Here is a 15,610-nt window from a genome sequence, read left to right as displayed (position 1 = left end):
TCCACTCAATCGCGGGACGTCGATTGAGTTACCAGAAAGTAACGTGCGCAGAGATAGATGTGAATGCGTCTCGTGATCCTTGCGCGGGGAGCGTAGAACCGCGCCCTTCGGGCGATCCGGACTCCCCGGGGCGCACGGCGGCGGCCGCGACTCAGCGGCCGGGGCGCAGGGCGTACCCGACGTAGCCCCGGTACTCCACCCGCCAACCGGGCGGCACCAGGCGCGTGCACGCGGCACGGGGCCCGGTGCAGACGACCGCGTCCACCGAGGACGGGTGGGCCGGCGGGCGCTCGGGCAGCACCGACTGCAACGCGAGCAGCTCCGGCGGCCTCCCGTCCGCCGCACGCAGCAGCAGCCACCAGGGGTACTCCCAGTTGTCGTTCTGCTGCACCAGACCGATCCGGCGGGCACCGCTGTCGCGTACCGCGTCGGCGGCCCAGCGGAACTCCTCCGCCCACTGCGGGCGGCGCAGGAAGCGGGTGTCCCAGTCGGAGGTGGTGAAGACCGAACCCGCGCCGACCAGCCGGCGCGGAAAGCCGTACGACACCGAGAGGACGCCGGCCAGCGCCGAGGTGGCCAGCACGGTCACCGCCGCCGACACGGCCACCGACCGCCGCCGCCCGGAGCTGGTGGACGCGGGGCCACCGTCGGCCGTCCCGAGGGCGCCGGCCCCTCGGCCGCCTCGACGGAACAGGTCGTCCAGCCAGAGCCCGGCCAGCGGGGTCGCCAGCACGAGGGCGTAGAGCAGCAGCCGGTTGCCCCACGGCTGCCACTTGATCATCGCGGTGTGCAGCAGCACCGCCACGACGACCGCGACCGCGTACGCCCGCAGCGCCCGGGCGCGCGCCGGGGCCAGGCGTCCCGGCCGCACCAGCGCGAGGACCGCCCCGAGCAGCGCCAGTGACCCGACGATCGGGAACGCCACCCGGTCCTCGTCCGGATACCAGGCCGGCTCCGGGAACCGCTCCCGGCCGAACGTGGTCTCCCGGTCCTGCGGGTCCACGCCGATGAGCCCCGCGCCGTGGACGATCGACTCGGCGGCGGCGCGGCGCAGCGGCGCGAGCGGCGTGTCGAAGGCGGTGTGCGCGATCCGCAGCGCGTTGATCAGCACCGAGGGCGGGTCGTGCCGCTCCATGGGGATCGACTCGCGTAGCCGGGGTGGCCCGAGCGGGTGCCCGAAGTCCGCGGTCACCCGGACCAGGAACGGGCCGACGATCGCCGCGGCGACCAGCAGGACAAGCATCGAGCCACCGACCGTCCGGGCGATCCCCCCGACAGCCGCGAGGCGGGGGGACGGCAGCGGCGCTCGCCGTCCGGGATGCCGCGTGCGGCTCAGCCGGAGCTGGGCCAGCCCCCAGAGCACCAGCAGCGGGCCCACTCCGATCAATCCGCTCGTCTTGGTCAGCGCGGTCAGCCCCGCGGCGGCGCCCAGCGCGAGCAGCGTGCCCGGCCCGGTGCGGCACCGGAGCCCGTCCAGCACCAGGGTCGCCGCGCAGCCGACCCAGGCGGCCACCACGAGGTCGGTCTGCGTGCTGGTCGCCTGCAGCAGCACCATCGGGGTGGTGGCGAGCAGGAACGCGGTCAGCAGCTGGGCTCGGCGCCCGCCGCCCAACTGCGCGACGACGCGGGTGGCCACCAGCAGGCACACCACCGCGGCCGCCCACTGCACCAGATTGTGCAGCCGGTCACCCTCGGTGAGCAGGCGCAGGTGCAGCAGCAGGTACTCCGCCCCGGGCGGAATCGTCACCTGCCGGTGGATGGCGGTCGGCCAGAAGTCGAGGTGGCCCTGCGCGACCCAGCGCTCGACCTTGGGCAGGTGGTACGTCTGCGAGTCGAAGTTGTTGGGTTCGGCCAGGAGCGCGACGACCAGCTCCACCAGGAGCAGCCCTCCGATCGTGCCGGCCAGCAGGCGCTCGCCCGGTCCGGCCGTACGCCACAGCTCGGTCGGGCGGCGTCGCCACCGCGCGTACGCCGGGGTCGTCTCCGTCGCGGGAGGGGCGGTGACCGGGCGGACGGCGCCCGCCGGGGCCGGGGCGCGGGGGTCGACCGCTCCGGCGCCCGCCCCGACCGGCACCTGCCGCGGCGTGACGGCCGGCGACTCGTCGCGCCGCCCCGCGTCCCGGCGCCGGCGCCACTGCGCCGCGACCGTGGCGGCGGCGAGGAACAGCAACCAGGCGGCGGTGAAGGCGGGCGTGGTCAGCAGGTGCAGCGCGCCGAGCACCTCGACCGTGAGCACGGCGTAACTCCCGGTGAGCAGCGCTGCCCGGACGGCGGCCAGCCGCCGCGGTGTCACCGCATCGTCCTTCGGTCGGGTGGCACGGGCGAGCAGGATCGTGGCGGCGACGGGCGCCACGGCGAGCAGGTAGCCGGCTGCCGACATGGCGGGAAGTAAACACCATCCGGCCACCGCGCCACGCCGGATGCGGGAGGGAGGGAGGCAGCGGCTGGCCGAGGGCCAGGCTAGGCTATGGCCGACACGTCGTCGCCCCTGTGGAGAACTCCCGTGAAGCTCTCGATCCTCATGCCGGTCTACAACGAGGAAGAACGCATCGCGGATGCCCTCAAGCAGGCATTGGCGGTCGACTATCCGTGCGAGATCGAGCTGATCGTCGTCGACGACGGCAGCCGGGACGGCACCGGCGAGATCCTCGGCCGCACCGACGACCAGCGCGTCCGGGTCATCACCCACCCGCGCAACGCGGGCAAGGGGGCGGCCATCAAGACGGCCGTCGACAACGCCGAGGGCGAATACATGGTCATCCTCGACGCCGACCTGGAGTACGACCCGCAGGACATCCCCAAGCTGCTCGACCCGGTGCTCGACGGCCGGGCCACCGTCGTCTACGGCAACCGCACCTTCGGCAGCCACAGCGCCTACAGCTTCTGGTACGTGATGGGCAACAAGGGCGTCACGATGGCCGCCAACGTGCTGTTCAACTCCTACATCGGCGACCTGGAGACCTGCTTCAAGCTGATGCCGGTGGCGCTCTACCGCTCGCTCAACATCCGCTCCCACGGCTTCGGCATGGAGGCCGAGGTGACCGGGAAGCTGCTGCGTCGGCGGATCCGCCCCTACGAGGTGCCGATCAGCTACCGCGCGCGGGGGCGCGCCGAGGGCAAGAAGATCACCTGGAAGGACGGCGTCGAGGCGATCTGGATCCTCGGTCGCGAGCGCACCCGCCGTCGCCCGCCCGCGTCGGCCCACTGATCTCGCAGAGAGGCCCCTCGTCACGCCGAGCGCGACGAGGGGCCTCCTCTCATGCGAGCAGCGCCGGCTCCAGGAACCCGGTGACGGACCGGCGCAGGCCGGCCGCGTCCAGCCCGTGCCACCGGGTGTGATCCTCCGGCGAGCCGTATCGGCGCAGGTCCTTCCGACCCACGCCGAGGGCGAGCAGCCGGTGCGGCCGGTCGGCGAGCGCCGTCGCCACGACCCGGGTCGACGTTCCGGCCAGGTAGGGCTCGACCAGGATCACGTCCGTGCCGGCCAGCGCCCGCAGGCCGACGGTGTCGAACGGCCGGGCCCGGTGGGTGTACGCCACGGTGACCGGCAGGTCGGTGACCGCGGCCAGCGCCGCGTCCAGGGTCGGACCGACCGCCACCAGCAGTGGCGCGCCGGGCCGGGCGTTCCGGACGACCGTCAGCGCACCGTCGCCGCCGTGGGGTCGGTCGTTCCGGCTGGTGGAGAGACGCACGTACGCCGAGCCGTCGCCGGCCACCGCGTCGCGCAGCAGCGGCGGCACCTCGTCCGGGTGCCCGGGGACGTGCACGGTCCACCCGTGCAGGGTGTCGATCAACGAGACGTCGGCCGGTGAGAGGTGCGTACGGCCGGCCGCCGCCCGGTCGTACGACGCCCCGACGCTGACCAGCACGGCGGTCGCCCCCTGGTGGTCCAGGTCCAGCTTGAGCTGCTCGTACGCCCGCTCGACCAGGAACGGGGCGTAGCTGTGCACGATCGGCCGCAGCCCGGTGAGCGCGAGCCCGCCGGCCACCCCGACCATGAGCTGCTCGCGGATGCCCACGTTGAGCACCCGGTCGGGGTGCCGCGCGGCGGCCGGTGCGAAGGCGGCGGCGGAGATGTCGGCGAGCACCAGCGCGGTCCGCGGATCCTCGGCGAGCAGTGCGGTGGTGGTGTCGACGAAGGTCTGCCGCATGGTCACTCCTCCCCGTCGACGACCGCGACGACGACGTGCGGCCGGTGGTTGTCGTGGTCTGTCAGGGCGCGGTACAGGGCCTCGTGGTCGCGCCCGTCGACGGTGGCCGCGCTCCAGCCGTTCACCGTGAACCGGGCCGCCGCGCCGCCGGGCCAGCCGTGTGTGGCCGAGCCGTTGTCGTGACGATGGCGGTCAGGGTGGCGAGGCCCGTCGCCCCCGCGTACGCGATGGCCTCGTGGTTGGAGCCCTCGTCCAGCTCCGCGTCACCGAGCAGGACGTACACCCGGGGGGTGAGCCGGCCCTGGGCGCGGAGGCCGAGCGCGGTGCCGACGCCGAGCCCGAGCCCGTGGCCGAGCGACCCGGAGCCGATCTCCACACCGGGGACCAGGGTGCGGTCGGGGTGGTCGCCGAGCCGGCTGCCGGGCCCGCCCTGGTCGTCGAGCCAGTCACCGGGGAGGAACCCCTTCGCGGCCAGCACCGCGTAGTAGCCGGCGACGGCGTGCCCCTTCGACAGGAGGAAGCGGTCCCGGTCCGGATCGTCGACGGTGTCGGGCGTGACACGAAGCACGCGGTCGTAGAGCACCCAGAGCACGTCGACGGTGGAGTAGACGTTGGCCGCGAACTCGCGGCCGGCGCGTAACCGCTCCAGCGGGGCGGCGACCGGCCCGGGCACGGCCGGCGGCCCCGAGCCGGGGCCGTGTGGCCCTGCGCCGACCGGAAGGGGTTCGTTGGCAGTAGTCATCGTCATGCCGGTAGCCTGCAAGTTGAAGCGCACTTTAACTCAAGGCGACAGGATGCAGGAATCCCTCACCATCGGTCAGCTCTCCACCCGCAGCGGGGTGGCGCCCTCGGCGCTGCGCTACTACGAGCGGCTCGGCCTGATCCGCGCCGACCGCACCGGCGGCAACCAGCGCCGGTACGCCCGGTCCGAGCTGCGCCGGGTGGCGTTCATCCGGATCTCCCAGCAGGTCGGCATCTCGCTGGACGAGATCCGGGCAGCACTTGACTCCCTGCCCGCCTCCCGTACGCCGACGGCCTCCGACTGGGCGCGCCTCTCCACCGTCTGGCGGGAGCGGCTCAACGAGCGGATCCGGCTGATGACCAAGCTCCGCGACGACCTGGACGGCTGCATCGGCTGCGGCTGCCTGTCGTTGCAGCGCTGCTCGCTCTACAACCCGGGAGACACGCTGGGCGGGGAAGGGCCGGGGCCCCGGCTCGTGCTGCCCGGCCCCGCGGACGAGCCGGCGGACGAGCCGGCGGACGAGCCCGCGGTCGAGCTGGCCGCCGACCTCACCCGGTCGTGAGCAGCACCTTGCCGAGGTGGTCGCTGCGCTCGACCAGCCGGTGCGCCGCAGCGGCCTCCGACATCGGCATCCGGCGGTCCACGACCGGGCGGATCCGGCCCGCCTCGACCAGTGGCCACACCTCGTCCCGGACGCCCCGGACGATCGCCGCCTTCTCGGCGACCGGACGGGAGCGCAGGGTGGTGCCGGCGACCGTGGCCCGCTTCGCCATGAGCGCGCTCAGGTCCAGCTCACCCTTCCGGCCCCCCTGGAGCCCGATCACCACGAGCCGCCCGCCGGTGGCCAGCGCGGCCACGTTCCGGCCCAGGTAGCTCGCCCCCATGATGTCGAGGATGACGTCCGCGCCCCGGCCGTCGGTGACCTGGCGCACCTCGTCGACGAAGTGCTGCTCCCGGTAGTCGATCGTGTGCGCCGCGCCCAGGGCGCGCAGCTGCTCGTGCTTCGCGGCACGCGCGGTCACCACGACGGTGGCGCCGAGGGCCACGCCCAGCTGGATCGCGAAGGTGCCGATCCCGCTGCCACCGCCGTGCACCAGCAGGGTCTCGCCGGCACGCAGCCCGGCCAGCCGCACGACGTTCGACCAGACCGTGCACGCCACCTCGGGCAGCGCCGCCGCGTCGGCCAGCTCGACGCCGCCCGGCAGCGGCAGCAACTGCCCGGCGGGCACCGCCACCCGCTCGGCGTACCCGCCGCCGGCCAGCAGCGCGCAGACCTCCTGACCGACCCGCCAGTCGGTGACCTCCGACCCGATCGCGCTGATCACGCCGGAGCACTCCAGGCCGAGGTACGCCGGTGCGCCCGCCGGTGGCGGATAGTGCCCCTGCCGTTGCAGCAGGTCCGCCCGGTTGACGGCGCTGGCCCGCACGTCCACGACCACCTCGTCGGGAGCCGGTTCGGGATCGGGCACCTCGGCCCAGACCAGTGCTTCGGGGCCGCCCGGCTCCACAACGGTGATCGCACGCATGGCTCAGTCATACCCGAACTGTGCGGCTCGCCACGCACCGGCCGGAAACAGCGGGCGGCCCGGGACCGGCAACCACAGTGGACCGGGGAGGCGGCGACCGGGCCGCTCCGGGTGACCCGAATGATCATCCTCGGCCGGGTGCCGCCTCGTCCGAACGGCCGGACGGCATGGCAGACTAGGCACGTCCGCGTACCCGTGGGTCGCGGTCCGGGAGGGTTCGCCTAGTGGCCGATGGCGCTGGTCTTGAAAACCGGTAGGGCGGCAACGTCCTCGTGGGTTCGAATCCCACACCCTCCGCCAACCGCGAACGCCCCTGACCAGGGCACTCCCCGGTCAGGACGCGCAGGCGACCCTAGCGGGGTGTCACCGAGGCGCGGTGACCAGCACGGGCCAGCGCCGCCAGACGGCGACGTGCACGACCACGCCCAGGGCGAGGTAGTTCAGCGCGGCGAGCGCCACCCAGCCATCGGCGGTGGTCCGGGTCCAGTCGATCCCGGCGGCGTACGCCGACAGCGCCAGGTACAGCACCGCCGCGACGACGCCGACCACGGGCAGGACGGCGAGCCGCCCCGCGCCGGTGCCGAAGCGGGTGGCCGGCCAGCCGTCGAAGAGCATCGACACCAGCAGGGCCGCGGCGATCACGGTGCCGCCGACGGCGTTGAGGAGGTCGGCGTCGCGACCGGTCGACCACCACAGCAGCGGGAAGCTGGCCGCGGTGCCGACCACGACGGCCGCGTTGCGTGCGGCCAACCGGACGCCGTCCCGGTCGATGCGGGTGAAGGGCCAGCCGCGCAGGGCGACGAAGAGCAGCACCTGCCACACGCCGAGGACGAGCAACACCGCGCTGTACGTCGTCACCGGGACCGGGCCACCGGGGTTGCGCAGCCGCTGGGACTCCCGCAGCGCGGCCGGTACGTCGTCCAGGTTGACCAGGAGCAGGTACGCCACCACGGAGATCGCCACCGAGAGGACCAGCGCGACGATCCCGCCCCGGAACCAGCCGAGCCGGCGTACCGGCCAGCCCTCGCAGACCAGCGTGAGGTGGAGGATGACCGTGAACGCCGCCGCGCCCAGCGCGAGGGTCACCGGGAACGTGGGGGGATGCCCGGGGCCGGGGTCGGGGTCGAATACGCCGCGCAGGTCGACCCGGCTCGTGACGGCCTGACCGAGGATGGTCAGCAGCACCGCGCCGACCCCGATCACGATGGTGTCGGTGAGGCCGGACCAGCCGGGCCGCAGCCGGCTCCCCGGCCAGTCCTGCCACCAGAACGCGATGGTCGCGATCACCGGCAGCGCGAAGGTGGTCAGGGCGCCGAGCACCAGCAACGACGCCTCGGCGTCGCCGAGGGCGGAGGCGAGCAGGAAGAAGAACGGTACGACGAACGTCAGCCCGGCCAGGCCGAGGGTCGGCTGGCGGCCCGCCGGCTGTGCGGGCAGGTGCGGACCGGGATGTGGACGGGCCGCGCCCGGATCGTCCGCTCCACCTGCCCCGGTCATGTTCGACGTCCATCGCCTTCTGGGCCGGCACTCCCCCGGCGGGCCGGGGAGAAACCCGGACGAACCGGCCGGCTCCGCTGCTGACTCTAACCATGGCAGGGGCGTTGGCGGTCGGTTTCCCCGGCGGACGCCCGGCCGTGCGGGCGGGGGTCGTCGCGCGGCGGCCGGGTCGGTGTGCCGGGGTTGCCCTACTCCGGCGTCTCCGTGCGTCGTCGCTCCTGGCGGATCTTCTCCTCGGCCAGCCGTTCGACCGCGCGGCGGCGCTCCTCGTCGATCGCGCGCTCGTCCGGCCGGCGCCGGACCGACGTCACGATCGCCGCGAAGAAGTCGCGCCACACGTTGGCCAAGAATCTTCTCCCGGGACGGTTACCTACCGTCAAAGGTAGGGAGACGAACGGTTCATCCGCACCTGCCGCTTCCGGTCGATTGCCGTAGTGCGGCAGGGTAAGAAGAAGATCGCAGGATCTTTGCGTGCACATGGGAAGGACGCGTCTCGATGACCTTGGAACGACCGATCGCCCCGGATCCGTACGAACTGTTGCCGACCGTGCCGTCGTTCACGCTGACCAGCGAAGACGTGCAGAACGGCGAGCCGATGGACGTACGGCACGCGCACCCGAGCGTCGGCGGCGAGAACCTCTCGCCGCAGCTCACCTGGTCGGACTTCCCGGCCGACACCCGCAGCTTCACGGTGACCTGCTTCGACCCGGACGCCCCGACGGGCAGCGGGTTCTGGCACTGGGTGCTGGTGAACGTGCCGGTGAACGTGACCCAGCTGCCCCGGGGCGCGGGCGGCGCCGGGGGCAGCGACCTCGGGGGTGCGTTCTCGGTCCGCAGCGACTACGGCGAGCAGGGCTACGGCGGCGCCGCGCCGCCGGCCGGTGACCGCCCGCACCGGTACGTCTTCGCGGTGCACGCCCTCGACGTCGACCGGCTGGACCTGACCCCGGACGCCACTCCGGCGTACGTCGGCTTCAACCTGGCCTTCCACACCCTGGCCCGGGCCGTCATCCGGCCGACGTTCCAGGTCAAGGAGTGAGCTGACCTCGCGCCCTTCCCGCGACCCACGACCGGGCAGTGCCGGCCCGACGTGGATCGCGGGAGGGGACGGTCAGGCGGGCACCCGCGCGACGGCGAAGACGGACTGGCCGAAGGGCGGCCGGACGACCTGCTCCGCGGCCTTGGTCGCCGGGAGCACGAGGGTGTCGTAGATCTTGACCATCGGGCCTTCCTTCGGCATCAGCCGGAAGACCTTGGTCGCCATGAAGTAGCCGAGCAGGCCGAGCGCGTTCGCGTAGTGCATCGTCTCGACGATCAGGCCGGCCTCGGTCATCGCCGCGCCGAGCGTCCGCTTCGTGTAGCGGCGGACGTGGCCGGTGGCGATGTCCGCCGGGCTCATGGCGAACTGGAACGCCGGCACGATGATGATCACCGCGCCGCCGGGCCGGACCAGGTCGCGCATGCTGCGCAGGGCGCTCACGTGGTCCTCGATGTGCTCCAGCACGTTGTACGAGACCGCCGCGCTGTAGTCCCCGCGCTCGGAGTGCGGCAGCAGCATCTGCCGCACGTCGATGGTCGGCCGGTCGGCCAGCCGTTCCTTGAGCTGGACGAGGCGGTCCGGGTCCGCCTCGGTGGCGGTGAAGCGGGGCACCCGCTCGGCCCACTCCAGCGCGTAGTCGCCGAGCCCACTGCCGATCTCGATGGGGTTGTCGCCCAGGTACGGCACGGCCAGCTCGACGAACCAGCGGCGGTGGTTCACCGCCGTCGCCAGACCCTCCAGCACCTCGGACTGGACGCGCTGATCACCAGTGATTTCTGCCATGCGTCGATTCCTCACGGTATGAACTCGACCCGCGCCGGGACCGACAGAGTGAATCATCCGCGCGGCGGCAGAAGAATCGGGGCAACCTGATGGCCGAAATGCGGTCGGGGGCTGGCACGTGATCGGCGGTCGGCGAACCCGGCACATAGTACGGCAGTACCCCGAAACATGTCACGTCCACGCCATACGCTGACTACGCTCAGAATTGTTATGACTACTCCTGATTCGGACGCGCCGGGGGACCGCCCCGCGGCGGGGGCGCCGGAGGCCGGCGACCGTCTCGGGAGGGGGCGTCGGATCGATGCCCTGGCCGTGTTGAGCTTCGTGGCGCTGGCCTTCTGGGTCACCGCGCGACTCTGGCTCGACCCCCGCAACGGCATCCGGGACAACCGGTCCGATCAGGCCCAGTTCGAGTGGATGATGGCGCACGGTGCCCGAGTGGTGACGCATTTCGCGTACCCGTTCCACTCGGACCAGATGAATGTGCCGGACGGCGTCAATTTGATGGCTAATACGTCCGTATTATCCGTTTCTCTGCCGCTGACTCCGGTCACCCTGCTCTTTGGTCCCCGCGCCTCCTTCCTGCTCTTTCTCACCTTCGGAATGATTGCCACCGGGGTCGCCTGGTACTTCCTTTTCTCCCGGGTGCTGATCGGGGCCCGGGGCCCCGCCTGGCTGGGGGCCGCATTCTGCGCCTTCGCGCCCGCCATGGTGTCGCACGCCAACGCCCACCCGAACATCGTGTCGCAGTTCGTGGTCCCGCTGATCATCTGGCGGACCCTGCGCCTCGCCGAGCCCGGCCGGTGGCTCCGCAACGGCGTGCTGCTCGCGTTGGTGATCGTCTGGCAGGCGTTCCTCAACCTCGAGATCCTGCTGATGACCGCCATCGGGCTCGGCGTGATCGTGGCCGTGCTGGCCGTCGGCCGGGCGGAGCTGCGGCAGCGCGCCCGTCCCTTCCTCGCCGGCCTGGGCGTCGCCGCCGTCGTCGCCCTCGTGCTGCTCGCCTACCCGCTCTACGTCCAGTTCTTCGGCCCCGGTGCCTATCAGGGGCTGTCCCGGCTGATCCGCGGCTACTCGAGCGACCTGGCGTCGTTCGTCGCGTACTCGCGGGAGTCGCTCGCCGGCAGCCCGCGCACCGCCCTCGGGCTGGCGAAGAACCCGACCGAGGAGAACAGCTTCTTCGGGTGGGCGCTCGTGGTGCTCGTGCTCGCCATGGTCTGGTGGCTGCGGCGCAACCTGGTGGTGCTCGGGCTCGCCGTGCTCGGGCTGCTCTTCGCGGTGCTCTCGCTCGGCCGCGAGGTGATCTTCGACGGCCGGGAGACCGGCGTGCCCGGTCTCTGGGCACCGCTCGAGGACCTGCCGATCCTGCACTCGGTGGTGCCGACCCGCTGGGCCCTGGCCCTCACCCCGATCATCGGCCTGCTGCTGGCGTACGGCGCGGAGCACTCCCGCCGGCTCGCCGTACGCCACCCGGCGGCGCGACCCGGGATCCGCTTCGCCACCGTGACGATGCTTCTGATGGCCCTGCTCCCCCTCGTGCCGACGCCGCTGCCGGCGACCCACCTCAACCCGGTGCCCCAGTTCGTCACGTCCGGGGCGTGGCGTCCGTACGTCGCCGGTGGCCGCAGTGTCGTCACTCTCCCGCTGCCGGACACCAACTACGCCGAGCCGCTGCGCTGGTCGGCCGTCACGGGCCTCGACATGCCGCTGGCCCGCGGCTACTTCCTCGGCCCGGACGACCGGCCGCACGCCGAGGAGCGGGGCGCGGCGCTCTTCAGCGCCCCACCGCGCCCCACGAGCAGCTTCTTCACCGTGATCCGGCAGACCGGGGCCGTGCCGCCGATCACCCCGCAGTCCCGGGTGAACGCGGTCGACGACCTCCGGTACTGGCGGGCCGGCGTGGTGATCCTCGGGCCGCACCGGCACGCCGACGCGCTGCGCAGGGGAATGACCGAGATGACCGGCATCCGGCCGACGTTCACCGGGGGTGTCTGGCTGTGGGATGTCCGCCAGCTGACCGACTGATCGCCGCGCTCAGGCCTGGCGTACGCAGCAGCCCTGGCAGATCTTCGGGCTGGGCAGCGTGAAGGCGAGGCAGCACGTGCGCCGCTGCACGGTCAGCTCACCGGTCGGGCCGGGGACCAGCTCGACCAGGTCCTGGAGGTCGAGCGCACCCAGCAGCGCGTCAACCGTCTCGCCAGAGGGGCCGGGCAGCCCGTCCGCGGCCCGCAGGATGCCGTTCGAGATGCCGGACGCCACCGAGCCGAGCAGCGTACGCGTGCCGATCCGCACCTTCGCCTGGATCATCTCGATCATCGGCGCCAGGTGGGCGTCGAGCAGGGAGGCGCGGAGCGCGCCGAGCAGGTCGGCCTCGCTCGCCACCACCCGCACCCGGGGGTCACCGGCGAGGGCCAGCGGGTCGCTGGGCAGCACCGCCACGGTGGTCGAGCGGCGCAGCCCGAACGTGAACAGGGGGCCGTCGTTCTCGAAGCGGATCAGTACGTCGGACGGGTCGAGCAGCGGGACCCGCCGTGCCGAGGCCCAACCGAGCACCGCCGGCAGCGAGATCCAGTAGCTGTACGACTTCCAGGCGAGCGCGGCGCAGGCGTGCGGGGTGCCGTTCCAGCGCAGGGCGGCGGCGTTCAGCAGCTCCGGCAGCCGGGCGCCGTCGACCAGGGAGGTCGCCGGGGACCAGCCGAACTCGTCGTCGACCAGCAGGCCGCGCGCGAGACCGGGGACGTCGTCGGTGCCGAACATGGCGCGCAGCGCCGTGGTGACCGGGGCCAGAGGGGCGGCAGCGAGATCGCGACCAGGCATCACCGCCGTCACTCGATCATCCCCCGTCCCCCGTCCGGCCCGTTGAGCTAAGGCTAGCCTAACCACACCTCGTCGGTCTCAGGAAGGGCTCACGCCGGGTTGATCCGGAGGCCTGGGTCACCGTGGTGACGAGGTCGGGCCCCGCGGGTGCGGCGCTGCCTGCCCCGGCGTACTACCCCTGCCCCGGCCCGGGAAACGCTCCTGAGGAGCGCCGGGAGGGCTGCAGGATCGACACCCATCGGTGAATTGTCAAGCGGACTGTCGGCAAGGTGCCACTTCCGTGTGCGTCCGGCCACGGAACGTGAAACTGATACTCCCGGCCACGAGGAAGCCGATGACCACCTCACCCCTCGATCGTGCTGTCGATTCCTTCGCCGCCGAACTCGCCCGGCAGCGGACCGCCCGGGGGCTGTCCAAGAAACAACTGGCCGTGCTGATGGGCTTCGACCCGTCGTACGTCAGCCACGTGGAGGGGCGTCGGCACCGCCCGACGGAGGACTTCGCGCGCCGTGCCGAGGCCGTCCTGGAGGCCGGCGGCGTCATCTGGCAGCGCTTCCGGGAGTACGACGACGCGCGACAGGCCCGCAACGGGCTGCCGCAGCGCGAGCTGTCCCTGCCCGGGCAGTGGCTGCCCCCCGGCACCGGCCTGATCGTCGAGCGGGAGCTGGCCACGCTCATCCACACCGACGAGGGCTACCGGTGTGTCATCCAGCGGGAGCTGTACAACGCCGGCACCGAACCGGTCACCCGCTACCTGGTGCGCGTGGCCGTGGACCGCTATCCGAACGACCCGGGCCGCTCCAACCGGCACCACCGGGAGCACCCACTCACCTTCGCCGAGCTCCAACTGCGGGCCTACCGCGACGACGGCGGCGAGCGGGAACCGATGCACTGGCGTGCCAAGCACGACCGGGACGCGTTCAAGGAGATCTGGCTGCTCTTCGAGAACGGCGAACGGCGCTTCCCGCTCTACCCGGGCGACCGGGCGACCATCGAGTACGCGTACCAGGTCGGCGCGGAGAAGTGGGGCCCCTGGTTCCAGCGGGCGGTCCGGCTGCCCACCCGGCATCTCGCCGTACGCCTGGATCTGCCGGCGGCCCTGGACCCGCAGGTCTGGGGCGCGGAGACCTCCCTCTCGGCGGAGGAGGGCCCGCTGCGCACCCCGGTGCACCGGCGGGACGAGGGCGACCGCGCGATCTTCGAATGGGAGACCGACGACCCGCCGCTGAACGCCCGCTACCGCATGCAGTGGCGCTTCCGGGCCCGCCCCGAACCGGACCACGACGGCCCGAACGGCCGGGTCCGCCCCAGCGACCGGATGCGCGCCGTCGGCGTGGTGCAGCGCGGCCACGACCTGCTGCGCCAGCCCGCCCGGCCGTTCGACCTGCCCGCCGAGGAGGCGACCGCACGCGGCGTCGTCGAGCGTCTGCACGTGACCCTGGTCCGGCTCGACGAACTGCACCCGTTCAGCAAGGGCGTCGGGATCGCGGCGCCGCAGCTCGGCATCGGCCGGGCGGCCGCCGTCGTCCGACCACCGGACCGCAACGCCGAGCCGGTCGTGCTGCTCAACCCCCGGGTGGTCGACGTCTCACCGGACACCGACGAGCAGTACGAGGGCTGCCTCTCCTTCTTCGACCACCGGGGGCTCGTGCCGCGGCCACTCCGGCTCGACGTGGAGCACGCCCAGTGGGACGGCAGCCGCATCATCACGTCGTTCGAGTACGGGATGGCCCGGCTGGTCGCGCACGAGATCGATCACCTCGAAGGACGGCTCTACGTCGACCGGATGACGCCCGGGGTGCCGCTGGTCCCCGTCGAGGAGTACCGCGACACCGGCCGCCCGTGGCGCTACTGACCCGGTCCAGCGGGGACGGGGGCCGGGGTGCGTGCCCCAGGGGGCAGGGGCACGCACCCCGGATCGGGGGGAGAAAAGACTCAGACCTCACCGAAGGTGTCGTACCGGATGTGCGGGGGCGGCACGTCGTCCGCTGCGAGCACCCGCAGGGCCGACCGCACCATCGGGGCGGAACCCGAGACGTAGCAGTCGTGCGTCGTCCACGGGCCGTACCGGCCGAGCACGTCGGCGATGTCGCCCTGCTCGCCGTCGAAGTCCGGGTCCTCGCTGCACGCCGGGGTGACCGACAGCCACGGGTGCGCGGCGACCAGCTCGCGGAGACCGGCCAGCCCGTACAGGTCGGCCTCGCGGCGGGCACCGTAGAACACGTGCACCCAGCGGGTGCGGTTGTAGGTGGCCAGCTCCTCCACGAGCGCCTTGATCGGTGCGAGCCCCACCCCGCCCGCCACGCAGAGGATGTCCCGCTCCGAGGCGCGGTCCAGGGTCATCGAGCCCATCGGCGCGGCCAGCCGGAGCAGGTCCCCGGGCTTCACCCGGCGCACCAGCGCCCCGGAGACCCACCCCGCGCCGGTGGAGCGGACGTGGAACTCCAGCACGTTCTCCTCGTTCGGGGCGTTCGCCACCGAGTACGTCCGCCACACCCGGGGGTGGTAGCGCGGCACCTCCAGGCTCAGGTACTGGCCGGCCTTCCACGGCAGCGGGTGCTGGAGGGCGCGGACGGTCAGCACCGCCGTGTCCGGCCCGTGCCGCTCGTGCGTCAGCACCTCCGCGTGCCAGAACGGCGGGTTGTCGTCCGCCGCCGCCCCGGCCAGCATCTTCTCCGAGATCGAGGCGTACGCGTCGCGCCACGCCTGGTCGTACTCCAGGTTCCACCCGTCGCCAGCGGTGCTGCGCAGGGCGTCCATCAGCGCGACGCCCATCGTGGCGTAGTTCTCCGCCTCGACGTGGTACTTGCGGTGGTCGCGGCCGAGCGCGCGGAGGAACTCGTCGAAACTCTCCGGGTCGCCCACCGTGTGGATCGCCGTGATGATCGCTTCCAGCAGCCGGTCGCCCTGCCCCCGCATCTGCACCGGGAAGAGCTGCCGCAGGTCCGGGTCGAGCAGGAACAGCCGGGCGTAGAAATGCTCGCTGAGCCGCTCCCGATGCTCCTCCACCAGGGTCCAGCTCTCCTTCAACAGCCGTGCGAAGTTCTCCATCCGG

13 protein-coding genes, 1 tRNA gene and 1 pseudogene are annotated in these 15,610 nt (G+C 72.7%); 6 read left to right on the top strand and 9 right to left on the bottom strand.

What is annotated here, in order from left to right:
• Positions 1-151 precede the first annotated feature (151 nt).
• Positions 152-2,380 carry a hypothetical protein gene (locus SM573_RS12045; protein ID WP_474616095.1) on the bottom strand — a complete coding sequence of 743 codons (2,229 nt, stop codon included), beginning with the start codon at positions 2,378-2,380 and terminating at the stop codon, positions 152-154.
• Between the two features lie 123 nt (positions 2,381-2,503).
• On the opposite strand from SM573_RS12045, the gene SM573_RS12040 reads away from it, so the two are divergent.
• Positions 2,504-3,208, top strand: a complete 705-nt coding sequence (locus SM573_RS12040; protein WP_474613524.1) for a glycosyltransferase family 2 protein — start codon at positions 2,504-2,506, stop codon at positions 3,206-3,208.
• A gap of 49 nt (positions 3,209-3,257) precedes the next feature.
• Here the strand turns inward: SM573_RS12040 and SM573_RS12035 are convergent, their stop codons facing one another.
• Together SM573_RS12035 and SM573_RS12030 are read right to left on the bottom strand one after the other, a co-directional pair.
• Positions 3,258-4,151, bottom strand: coding sequence for a transketolase family protein (locus tag SM573_RS12035; RefSeq protein WP_474613525.1), 894 nt, complete (start codon positions 4,149-4,151; stop codon positions 3,258-3,260).
• 2 nt (positions 4,152-4,153) lie between these two features.
• Positions 4,154-4,899 (bottom strand): annotated as a pseudogene (locus SM573_RS12030) (transketolase).
• A gap of 46 nt (positions 4,900-4,945) precedes the next feature.
• Between SM573_RS12030 and soxR the strand changes: the two are divergent.
• Positions 4,946-5,455 carry a redox-sensitive transcriptional activator SoxR gene (gene soxR / locus SM573_RS12025; protein ID WP_474616094.1) on the top strand — a complete coding sequence of 170 codons (510 nt, stop codon included), beginning with the start codon at positions 4,946-4,948 and terminating at the stop codon, positions 5,453-5,455.
• Here the strand turns inward: soxR and SM573_RS12020 are convergent.
• Positions 5,442-6,419 (bottom strand): NAD(P)H-quinone oxidoreductase, encoded by a 978-nt coding sequence (locus SM573_RS12020; protein WP_474616093.1) that lies wholly within the window; start codon positions 6,417-6,419, stop codon positions 5,442-5,444. The two genes, soxR and SM573_RS12020, sit on opposite strands and share 14 nt — an antisense overlap.
• 210 nt (positions 6,420-6,629) lie before the next feature.
• On the opposite strand from SM573_RS12020, the gene SM573_RS12015 reads away from it, so the two are divergent.
• A tRNA-Ser gene (locus SM573_RS12015) sits at positions 6,630-6,719 on the top strand.
• A gap of 63 nt (positions 6,720-6,782) precedes the next feature.
• Here the strand turns inward: SM573_RS12015 and SM573_RS12010 are convergent.
• Positions 6,783-7,916 (bottom strand): hypothetical protein, encoded by a 1,134-nt coding sequence (locus tag SM573_RS12010; protein ID WP_474613531.1) that lies wholly within the window; start codon positions 7,914-7,916, stop codon positions 6,783-6,785.
• Positions 7,917-8,104: 188 nt separating this feature from the next.
• The gene (locus tag SM573_RS12005) at positions 8,105-8,263 is read right to left on the bottom strand and encodes a hypothetical protein (RefSeq protein ID WP_474616092.1); all 159 of its coding nucleotides are present in this window, start codon (positions 8,261-8,263) and stop codon (positions 8,105-8,107) included.
• A gap of 149 nt (positions 8,264-8,412) precedes the next feature.
• Here SM573_RS12005 and SM573_RS12000 point away from each other — a divergent pair, with 149 nt between their 5' ends.
• Entirely contained in the window at positions 8,413-8,955 is a 543-nt protein-coding gene (locus tag SM573_RS12000; RefSeq protein WP_474613533.1) for a YbhB/YbcL family Raf kinase inhibitor-like protein, read from the top strand.
• Positions 8,956-9,027: 72 nt separating this feature from the next.
• Here SM573_RS12000 and SM573_RS11995 read toward each other — a convergent pair whose 3' ends face one another.
• Complete coding sequence (locus SM573_RS11995; RefSeq protein ID WP_474613534.1) at positions 9,028-9,738, bottom strand: class I SAM-dependent methyltransferase; 711 nt, start codon at positions 9,736-9,738, stop codon at positions 9,028-9,030.
• Between the two features lie 210 nt (positions 9,739-9,948).
• Here SM573_RS11995 and SM573_RS11990 point away from each other — a divergent pair, with 210 nt between their 5' ends.
• Positions 9,949-11,763, top strand: coding sequence for a DUF6311 domain-containing protein (locus SM573_RS11990; RefSeq protein ID WP_474616091.1), 1,815 nt, complete (start codon positions 9,949-9,951; stop codon positions 11,761-11,763).
• A 9-nt stretch (positions 11,764-11,772) separates the two neighbouring features.
• On the opposite strand, the gene SM573_RS11985 is transcribed toward SM573_RS11990, so the two are convergent.
• A complete protein-coding gene (locus tag SM573_RS11985; RefSeq protein ID WP_474616090.1) occupies positions 11,773-12,555 on the bottom strand; it encodes a hypothetical protein in 783 nt (260 codons plus the stop codon).
• Between the two features lie 334 nt (positions 12,556-12,889).
• On the opposite strand from SM573_RS11985, the gene SM573_RS11980 reads away from it, so the two are divergent.
• Positions 12,890-14,410, top strand: a complete 1,521-nt coding sequence (locus tag SM573_RS11980; RefSeq protein WP_474616089.1) for a peptide deformylase — start codon at positions 12,890-12,892, stop codon at positions 14,408-14,410.
• 80 nt (positions 14,411-14,490) lie between these two features.
• Here SM573_RS11980 and SM573_RS11975 read toward each other — a convergent pair whose 3' ends face one another.
• Positions 14,491-15,606, bottom strand: a complete 1,116-nt coding sequence (locus SM573_RS11975) for a globin domain-containing protein (protein ID WP_474616088.1) — start codon at positions 15,604-15,606, stop codon at positions 14,491-14,493.
• Between the last annotated feature and the right edge of the window lie 4 nt (positions 15,607-15,610).

The sequence above is a fragment of the Micromonospora xinjiangensis genome, assembly GCF_056150165.1.
This window is presented reverse-complemented; position numbering and strand designations above follow the sequence as displayed.

Excerpts from the sequence above, each read along its gene's own strand:
- SM573_RS12045 (WP_474616095.1), bottom strand. The coding sequence starts at position 2,380 with ATGTCGGCAGCCGGCTACCTGCTCGCCGTGGCGCCCGTCGCCGCCACG.
- SM573_RS12035 (WP_474613525.1), bottom strand. The coding sequence starts at position 4,151 with ATGCGGCAGACCTTCGTCGACACCACCACCGCACTGCTCGCCGAGGAT.
- soxR (WP_474616094.1), top strand. The coding sequence starts at position 4,946 with ATGCAGGAATCCCTCACCATCGGTCAGCTCTCCACCCGCAGCGGGGTG.
- SM573_RS12020 (WP_474616093.1), bottom strand. The coding sequence starts at position 6,419 with ATGCGTGCGATCACCGTTGTGGAGCCGGGCGGCCCCGAAGCACTGGTC.
- SM573_RS12010 (WP_474613531.1), bottom strand. The coding sequence starts at position 7,916 with ATGACCGGGGCAGGTGGAGCGGACGATCCGGGCGCGGCCCGTCCACAT.
- SM573_RS12000 (WP_474613533.1), top strand. The coding sequence starts at position 8,413 with ATGACCTTGGAACGACCGATCGCCCCGGATCCGTACGAACTGTTGCCG.
- SM573_RS11995 (WP_474613534.1), bottom strand. The coding sequence starts at position 9,738 with ATGGCAGAAATCACTGGTGATCAGCGCGTCCAGTCCGAGGTGCTGGAG.
- SM573_RS11990 (WP_474616091.1), top strand. The coding sequence starts at position 9,949 with ATGACTACTCCTGATTCGGACGCGCCGGGGGACCGCCCCGCGGCGGGG.
- SM573_RS11985 (WP_474616090.1), bottom strand. The coding sequence starts at position 12,555 with ATGCCTGGTCGCGATCTCGCTGCCGCCCCTCTGGCCCCGGTCACCACG.
- SM573_RS11980 (WP_474616089.1), top strand. The coding sequence starts at position 12,890 with ATGACCACCTCACCCCTCGATCGTGCTGTCGATTCCTTCGCCGCCGAA.
- SM573_RS11975 (WP_474616088.1), bottom strand. The coding sequence starts at position 15,606 with ATGGAGAACTTCGCACGGCTGTTGAAGGAGAGCTGGACCCTGGTGGAG.